Annotated in this window: 8 protein-coding genes; all 8 read left to right on the forward strand. The window is 32.7% G+C overall.

Annotation, left to right across the window (positions count from 1 at the left end):
* Positions 1 to 366: 366 nt before the first annotated feature.
* The 8 genes from BPMYX0001_RS01175 to BPMYX0001_RS33725 all read left to right on the forward strand — a co-directional run bounded on the left by BPMYX0001_RS01175 (position 367) and on the right by BPMYX0001_RS33725 (position 7574).
* Positions 367 to 1080: a response regulator transcription factor gene (locus BPMYX0001_RS01175; protein WP_006093176.1), complete on the forward strand. Its 714-nt coding sequence runs from the start codon at positions 367 to 369 to the stop codon at positions 1078 to 1080.
* A complete protein-coding gene (locus BPMYX0001_RS01180) occupies positions 1070 to 2101 on the forward strand; it encodes a sensor histidine kinase (RefSeq protein WP_018783682.1) in 1032 nt (343 codons plus the stop codon). Before BPMYX0001_RS01175 ends, BPMYX0001_RS01180 begins: the two co-directional genes overlap by 11 nt.
* Positions 2102 to 2154: 53 nt before the next feature.
* Complete coding sequence (locus BPMYX0001_RS01185) at positions 2155 to 3084, forward strand: ABC transporter ATP-binding protein (protein WP_006093179.1); 930 nt, start codon at positions 2155 to 2157, stop codon at positions 3082 to 3084.
* Positions 3077 to 3814, forward strand: a complete 738-nt coding sequence (locus BPMYX0001_RS01190) for an ABC transporter permease (protein WP_033798564.1) — start codon at positions 3077 to 3079, stop codon at positions 3812 to 3814. Before BPMYX0001_RS01185 ends, BPMYX0001_RS01190 begins: the two co-directional genes overlap by 8 nt.
* A gap of 175 nt (positions 3815 to 3989) precedes the next feature.
* Positions 3990 to 5516 (forward strand): serine hydrolase domain-containing protein, encoded by a 1527-nt coding sequence (locus BPMYX0001_RS01195; protein ID WP_006093181.1) that lies wholly within the window; start codon positions 3990 to 3992, stop codon positions 5514 to 5516.
* A 52-nt stretch (positions 5517 to 5568) separates the two neighbouring features.
* Positions 5569 to 6366 (forward strand): undecaprenyl-diphosphate phosphatase, encoded by a 798-nt coding sequence (bacA, locus tag BPMYX0001_RS01200; RefSeq protein WP_006093183.1) that lies wholly within the window; start codon positions 5569 to 5571, stop codon positions 6364 to 6366.
* 335 nt (positions 6367 to 6701) lie between these two features.
* Positions 6702 to 7148, forward strand: a complete 447-nt coding sequence (locus BPMYX0001_RS01205; RefSeq protein ID WP_018783680.1) for an ASCH domain-containing protein — start codon at positions 6702 to 6704, stop codon at positions 7146 to 7148.
* Between the two features lie 285 nt (positions 7149 to 7433).
* On the forward strand, positions 7434 to 7574 hold the full coding sequence (locus BPMYX0001_RS33725) for a hypothetical protein (protein WP_482762602.1): 141 nt from the start codon (positions 7434 to 7436) through the stop codon (positions 7572 to 7574).
* Positions 7575 to 7674 lie beyond the last annotated feature (100 nt).

The following is a 7674-nucleotide window of genomic DNA, read 5'->3' on the forward strand; positions in this document are numbered from 1 at the left end:
TCCTTATATTAACACTTTCATGTTTCAATGTCAACTAAGTTTTTTATTTCGTTTGTCGCGTTTTGCTTTGTTGCTATCAGCGACTCGTATAACATTACACCTCTATATAGTAATAGTCAATAGATTTTCAAAACTTTTTTTGATAGATTTATTTCTTCTTTATGTAGCATTGAGTATCTCCCACCTTCTTTCCACTTAGTTTCTCCCAGCTATAAATCTTTAGTAGATTATCATACATTTGCATTTCTCTATTTGATTCTATACTTACAACCTTATTTTAACAATTCATAGTATATAATGAGATAGCTATTGTATTTTTCATTATCGAAAACAAAATACAAAACTCTATTATAAGCAGGTGAAACTATGGAAGATATCCGTGTACTTATAGCAGACGATGAAAAAGAAATACGAGATTTATTAAAAAAATATCTAGAACGAGAATTATATACAGTTGATATCGCTATAAATGGTGAAGAAGCTCTTCACTTATTTAATCAAAATAAATATAACCTCATCATACTAGATCTTATGATGCCTAAAGTTGATGGTATCGAAGTATGTAGAAGACTTAGGAATAAAACAAATATCCCCATATTAATGCTCACTGCTAAAGATCAAGAAGTAGATAAAATTTTAGGCTTAAGCATAGGGGCAGACGATTATATTACAAAGCCTTTTAGTATTAATGAAGTGGTTGCTAGAATAAAAGCTCTTATGAGGCGTTTTTTAGTATTAGGGAGTAACGCTAGCGTACAAGAAAAAACACTCTTAACATTCAAAGGACTAACAATTGATGTAAACAAGTACATAGTTAACGTAGATGGCAAAGAAATATCTTTAACTGGAAAAGAACTTGAACTATTAAAGTTCTTCGCCTCAAATCCTGAACAAGTTTTTACAAAGACGCAACTCTTCCGCAATGTTTGGGATAGTAATTATATAGAAGATGATAATACCGTCATGGTACACATTAGAAAACTGAGAAAAAAAATAGAAGTTGATCCTTCAAACCCCAAACTCATTCAAACTGTATGGGGTATTGGTTATAAATTTGTAGGTGAGAAAAATGAAGAATGATAAAGTTCTCTATCTTATTCTATTGCAGTTTATCATCATCACCGGACTTCTATTTATAGATATTGTTCACACATTAAAATTAATTTTATTCATTATCCTTATGGTTATAACAGGAAGTCTTTTCTTTACAAGACTTCATTTTATTCAAACTCGGAAGTCCATGGCTACGAAATTAAAACGCGCCATTAATGGTAATTTACATACACGACTATATACAAATAACGACCATTCACTAGCTGACGTCATTTTTTCTATAAATGAATTAATAACCGAGCTAGAAAAAGTACAAGTTGAGGCCAAAAGGTCTCAAAAGGCTAGGAAGCAACTTCTATCCAGCATCTCACATGATATACGAACACCTCTTACTTCTATTATTGGATATATTGACGCATTAAAAGATGGTATAGCTGCTTCAGAGGAAGAAAAACTGGAGTATCTTGAAATAATCTCAAATAAAGCAAATAGCTTAAAACAATTAGTTGATGAAATATTCAATATGGCAAAGCTTGATGCAGATGAATTTCCATTAAAGGAAGAACAACTTGATTTTTCAGAGATTACTAGAGAATCGCTAATCGAGTTTTTACCTGAACTATCAAAACATAGTATTGAGTTACAAATTAATATTCCAGAAGAACCTTGCATAATTACAGCAGATTCTTTTAGTCTTATTCGAGTTATAAGTAACCTCCTAAAGAATGCTATACATTACGGACACTCTGGAAAAATAGTAGGAATCGAACTTTTAGAAACGACTAACGACTATCAGCTACTCATTTGGGATAAAGGCCCTGGCATTTCAACAGATGATCTAGAGAACGTATTTGAGAGAATGTACCAAATTGATCAATCAAGGAACCCTTCTCATGGCGGGAGCGGTCTAGGGCTTGCTATTGCAAAAGCTCTCGTAGAAAAAAACGGCGGTCAAATATGGGTAGAAAGTATTCCATGGAAAAAAACCACCTTTGGCTTTTCCATCCCAAAACAAACCGTTTTTAAGAAACAGTTAAGAAATGATTAAGGAGCAGTTAAATCCTCCTTCTTATTATGTACTTAAGAGATTATAGAAAGTAGGTGTTCAACATAAATACAATCATAAAAACAATAAACTTAACTAAAATTTATGGCAAGCAAAAATCAGTAGATAATGTAAATATAAATGTAAATCAAGGAGAGATTTACGGCTTCATTGGCCGGAACGGTGCAGGTAAAACAACAACAATTCGAATGCTGCTCGGTCTTATAAAACCTACAAGTGGAAAAATCGAAATATTCGGGGAAGATTTTTTTCAACACCAAAAAGAAATTTTAAGGAGAATCGGTTCTATCGTTGAGGTTCCGGGGTTCTATGAAAACTTAACTGCAAAAGAGAACCTATTAATTAATGCAAAAATAATCGGTGTTCATAAAAAGAATGCGATTGAAGAGGCATTAGAAATTGTAGGGCTAGAGCATGAAACGAAAAAGCTAGTGGGAAAATATTCATTAGGAATGAAACAGCGACTAGGGATAGCGAGAACTCTACTCCATTATCCAGAATTATTAATATTAGATGAACCGACAAATGGCTTAGATCCAATTGGTATTAAAGAAATGCGAAAGCTTATTAAATCTTTGGCACAAGAAAGAAATATAACGATATTAATTTCTAGCCATATTTTAGCCGAAGTCGAACAACTAGTAGATCGTATGGGGATTATTCATGAAGGGAAGTTATTAGAAGAGACTTCTCTTGATGCACTTCGAAGAACAAACCGTAAATACTTAGAATTTCAAGTCAATAATGATAATAAAGCTGCGATGCTTTTAGAAAAACAATTTCATATTTTTGATTACGAAGTACATGATGAAGGGAATATTCGCGTTTATTCTCATTTCGGTCAACAAGGACAGATTAACAGAACATTCGTTCGAAATGATATCGAAGTATTAAAAATTATGATGAGCGAAGACAAATTAGAGGATTATTTCACCAAATTGGTTGGAGGTGGGACAATTGGTTAATCTACTATATACGGAACTATTAAAATTGAAACGTTCTAACATGTTCTTAATTAGTATTATTGGAGCGGCGGTAGCACCTTTTATGGTAGTTGTATTATCTTATATACACATGCACACAAAACATCCTAATCCGATTATTGTATTTTCTCAACTGTTCTCTGAAGTAAATCTATATACTACTGTAGTACTAGGAGTCCCCCTATATGGAGTTGTTATCGCTTATTTGTTTAGCCGTGAATATACAGAAGATACTTTAAAGAACCTATTAACCATCCCTGTATCACGTATTAACTTTATTATAAGTAAATTTATTCTCCTATTCTTTTGGATTGTGATGTTAACTCTAGTTGCTTGGGGATTAACATTATTACTAGGGCTCTTAGGAAACTTTTCTGGATTCAGTAGCTCATTGCTTTTCCAATCTCTTATACAGTTTCTGATGTGCGGTGGATTTCTCTTTATTTTATCGACTCCTATTGTACTGCTAACTCTTATAATGAAAACTTACGTTCCCCCTATTGTATTAACGATCATTATAACGCTGATAAATCTTATGTCTATAAACTCAGAACATAAAGATCTATTCCCTTGGGCAGCTACACTTGATATAGCAAACAATACATTACAACCGACATATCCTCCAGAATATTCCTATATCGCGATCACTGCTACATCCATTATCGGTTTTATTGCAACAGTATTCTATTTTAAAAAAGTCGATATTCATTAATTTGAGTAGATAAAACAAAAAATTCCACTAAAATTTGTTCCCACATCTCTATTTATTCCTTTCTCATATTTTTGAGGTGTGGGTTACTTTCCAATTATGCAGATTTAAAACACTTTCTATAATGATTACAGCAACTCTATCATCCATTATTGCCTACAGATAGGAGCTATTAAAAATGAATAAAAAGCAAAGAAAACTTTACCATTACCTGTCTATTAGTTTTTTAATACTAATCTTCCTTATCCCATTAGCACACATTAGCTTTGCTGAAAGTGAACAAACTAACGAACAACGTATACAACAAATTGATCAATTTATTAAAGAGCAACAAGAACTGAGTCAAATACCAGGAATATCGGTAGTGATTGTTGAAAAAGGAAAAACTGTTTATCAAAAAGGATTTGGGTATGCAGATTTAAAAACAAAAAAGCCTGTGAATGAGGATACCTTATTCGAGTTAGCTTCAACAAGTAAAGCCTTTACAGGTTTAGCTATTTTGCAACTAGAAAAAGAAGGCCTACTAAAGCAGGCAGATGATATCACAAAGTTTTTACCATGGTTACAATTAACTTATAATGATAAGCCAGTAAAAATCAATTTAAATCATCTGCTCTATCATACTAGCGGGATACCTTCTACCACGATTAGCTCTATTCCTATAAGTTCAGCCAATGATGCACTGGAAACAACAATCAAAACTCTAAAACAAACAAAATTAAATCATAAGCCTGGAAGTTCTTTTGAATACGCAACTATTAATTACGATATTTTAGGACTTGTAATTGAAAAAGTAACAAAGAAGCCATATGAAGTTTATATAAAGCAGAACATCCTAGATCAAATTGGAATGAAAAATTCATTAGTAGGTTACTTACAAGGACACCCTAACGAGATGGCTACCGGATATAAATTAAGATTTATGAGACCATATCCATATGAACAACCTATCTATCGCGGTAATACACCTGCAGGTTATATTATTAGTAATACAAATGATTTAGCAAAATGGATGAATCTCCAGTTAGGAATTGAAATAAACAATTCTATTCATACACAACTCATTTCAGATTCACACATACCGGATAAAACAGTGCAACCAATTAAAAATAATGATTATTATGCTAGCGGCTGGATTGTTAGACAAGAAGACACAAAGTCCATACTTCATTCGGGGGAAAATCCGAATTTTTCATCCTTTATTATTATGCAACCGAATAAACAAACAGGTGTAGCAGTGTTATCTAATATGAAAAGTGCAGTTACAACATCAATTGGTCAAGGAGTTATAGATCTCTGGAATGGAAAAAACATTTCTGATACAAAACAAATAGATAGCTTTCAAAAAATAGATAAAGTAGCAACCATAATATTCATTGTGACAGCGTGCTTAAGTATATTATTTATAATTTTAACCATAAGACTTATAAGAAGGTTATTACAAAAACGCCGAAATTGGACTTTATTAAACAAAAAGAAATTCATATTATTTCTCATAAATATATGTGTCGTTGCAGGGGGACTACTATTCTTTTTAAAACTCCCCAAAATACTACTTGGAGCACCTTGGTCGTTTATTACAGTATGGGCTCCCGTTACAGTTACACTAACAATGTATAGCTTTATAACAGTTATAATTTTATATTCTATCTATACAACTTTAAAGTTTTTTACTAAAAAAGAAATGAATAGATTTATTTCTTAACATTGTATTTCATAGATAGCTTTTCATTAATATTTTGTATAGGAGTGAAATTATGAGCGATACAATTATTGCCTTCATACTCGGTATTGTAGAAGGACTAGCAGAATTCCTACCTATTTCTTCTACTGGGCATCTTATACTAGTAGGACACTTATTAGGTTTTGAAGGAGAAAGAGCAAAAACATTTGAGATTGTCATACAATTAGGAGCAATTTTAGCTATTGCTGTTTTATATCACAAACGCCTTGTTTCCTTATGTAACATTAAGCCTCTCTTGCAGAAAGAGAAAAAATTCAATGCACTACATGTTTTCCTAGGTGTATTCCCAGCTGTAGTTGCTGGCTTACTATTACATGATGTAATCAAAACATACTTATTTCAGCCATATACTGTCGTTATCGGACTTGTAGCAGGAGCTATTCTTATGATTTTTGCAGAAGTTAAAAAACCTGAAGCTACCTCTTATTCATTAGATGATTTAACATATCGTCAAGCATTAACAATTGGATTATTTCAATGTTTAGCGGTATATCCTGGTTTTTCAAGAGCTGGATCCACAATGTCTGGAGGATTGTTAGCAAAAGTAAATTATAACGCTGCATCAGAATTTTCTTTTCTTATCGCTCTTCCTGTCATGGTTGGTGCAACAGGTCTAGACTTATTAAAAAGTTGGGAACATTTAAGTATAGATGATATTCCAATGTTTGCAGTAGGATTTATTACTTCTTTTGTAGTAGCAATGTTGGCAGTAGTAACTTTTTTAAAGTTACTAGCAAAAATCGGTTTAAAGCCATTTGCCTATTACCGCATTTTGTTAGCCATTGTGTTCACTCTCTTCGTATTGCTCTAACTATAGAAAGATCACCTATAAAAAGACAACAACTAACCGATATTCCTATGGAAGAATCGGTTAGTTGCAATTATACCACCCTAACAGACGTACCTTCTTCATTTTGACGAAAAGATACGTTAAACAAGCTCCCCATAAAAAGCGTTGGTTTTATTACTCGAAATAAATTATCTAATCTTGAAAACTTAGGTAGTCGTTTAAAATGGCTTGACTTCTTTATTCCGAATATTCTTTAATATTATTATAGAGGTTTATAGGAAAGATAGATGAGCAGAACCTTATGGCAATGAATTATGTATTAGACTATATAATAGAGAAATAGGTGAATGATACAAATGAACCAATTAGCACAAAAGTATTGGGATGAGTATTGGAAGGAAAGTGAAAAACCTCAATCTGTCAGTGCATGGCAGTTCGGAGCATCTCCTGACTATCTTGCTCAATTAGTAATTGATGGCGTGAAAACAGCAACATGCTCTGGTCATATCTTCTATGAACTAGACAATGAGCCGCTTCCTACGACAAATGATTATAGCATTATCTTAAATAGCCAGGATGAGCCTGTAGCCATTATTAAAACAATAGAAGTAACTGTAACACCAATGAATGAAGTTCCCGAAGAATTTGCCATTGCAGAAGGCGAAGGTGATCGAACTTATGACTACTGGAGAAAAGCACATATAAAATTTTTCACAGAAGAGTTACACAAATTTGGACGTGAATTTTCTGAAGACATGTTACTCGTTTGTGAGCGCTTTAAACTCATTGATATCAAAAGATAAACATAGCTACTATTCACACCCAAGCCCATCATCTATGATTCGAGAGATACATATAGATGATGGGCTTATGTTATTATCTCTAACTTGGAGAAAAGAAGCCGTATGAAGGACTGCAAAAAAATATAAACAATATTTACATATACAAAACATTTTTGCAGAGCATCTCACAAACTTGTCATTCTGTAGAGGAAGCTACACAAACTATCAATGCTTCTCCAGAACAATTCGTCAAAAATATTTGTATGATTCTGAGCAATCACTTCTAGAGTAGGTAAAGCATTACATATTGAGAGGCCACGGTTAGCCACCGAGCAAGAAGTGTTAGAACATACAGGATATCCAGTTGGTGGAGTACCTTCATTCAGAATTAAAATCTATTTTTACTGGAGGCGTTTCTCCGTACTCTTTAGTAAAAATAAAAATTGAGGATATGTTAAAAGTGAATAGAGGAAAATTATTTGCATACGGAAATAGGTATTATGTTATTAACCACAAAAAAACCTAAGTCGAAACGACTTAGGTTTTT

Source organism: Bacillus pseudomycoides DSM 12442 (assembly GCF_000161455.1).
Lineage (GTDB): Bacteria > Bacillota > Bacilli > Bacillales > Bacillaceae_G > Bacillus_A > Bacillus_A pseudomycoides.